This window comes from Vibrio hibernica, assembly GCF_015223435.1.
Classification (GTDB): Bacteria; Pseudomonadota; Gammaproteobacteria; order Enterobacterales; family Vibrionaceae; genus Vibrio; species Vibrio hibernica.
The window spans coordinates 1-1,177 of the sequence record NZ_VHKO01000130.1 but is presented as its reverse complement, the minus strand read 5'-3'; the positions used below and the strand labels follow the sequence as shown (position 1 = coordinate 1,177).

The 1,177-nt window shown below is 45.1% G+C and carries 1 protein-coding gene; it reads right to left on the bottom strand.

What is annotated here, in order from left to right; translation table 11 throughout:
- A partial coding sequence (gene tuf / locus FH976_RS15795; protein ID WP_194091727.1) for an elongation factor Tu occupies nt 1-1,177 on the bottom strand: 1,177 nt, incomplete at both ends.

The following is a 1,177-nucleotide window of genomic DNA, read 5'->3' as shown; positions in this document are numbered from 1 at the left end:
ATAACTTTCGCAACAACACCAGCACCAACAGTACGGCCACCTTCACGGATTGCGAAACGTAGACCTTCATCCATCGCGATTGGTGCGATTAGAGTTACGATCATTTGTACGTTATCGCCAGGCATTACCATTTCAACGCCTTCTGGCAGTTGAATATCGCCAGTTACATCCGTTGTACGGAAGTAAAACTGTGGACGGTAGCCTTTGAAGAATGGAGTGTGACGTCCGCCTTCGTCTTTTGAAAGAACATAAACTTCTGATTCAAAAGTTGTGTGTGGGTTGATTGAACCTTTAGCAGCCAATACTTGACCACGTTCAACGTCATCACGCTTAGTACCACGTAGAAGTGCACCAACGTTCTCACCTGCACGACCTTCATCAAGCAGTTTACGGAACATTTCAACACCCGTACAAGTCGTAAGCGTTGTATCTTTGATACCAACGATTTCTACTTCGTCGCCTACGCGTAGGATACCGCGCTCGATACGACCAGTAACAACAGTACCACGACCTTGAATTGAGAATACATCTTCAATAGGAAGTAGGAACGGTTGGTCTACAGCACGCTCTGGTTCTGGGATGTAGTTGTCTAGTGCTTCTGCAAGCTCAACAATTTTATCTTCCCATTGTTTTTCGCCGTTTAGAGCGCCAAGAGCTGAACCTTGGATTACTGGTAAATCATCACCTGGGTAATCGTATTCAGAAAGAAGTTCACGAACTTCCATTTCTACTAGCTCAAGAAGTTCTTCATCATCAACCATGTCACATTTGTTCATGAATACGATGATGTAAGGAATACCAACTTGACGACCAAGTAGGATGTGCTCACGAGTTTGAGGCATAGGGCCATCAGTTGCAGCAACAACTAGGATACCACCATCCATTTGAGCAGCACCAGTGATCATGTTTTTAACATAATCGGCGTGTCCTGGGCAATCTACGTGTGCGTAGTGACGCGCTGGAGTATCATACTCAACGTGAGAAGTAGAGATTGTGATACCACGTTCGCGCTCTTCTGGAGCGTTATCGATAGAGGCGAAATCTTTAGCAACACCACCGTACACTTTTGCAAGTGTAGTACAGATAGCAGCAGTAAGAGTTGTTTTACCGTGGTCAACGTGGCCGATAGTACCAACGTTTACGTGCGGTTTCGTACGTTCAAATTTTTCTTTAGACA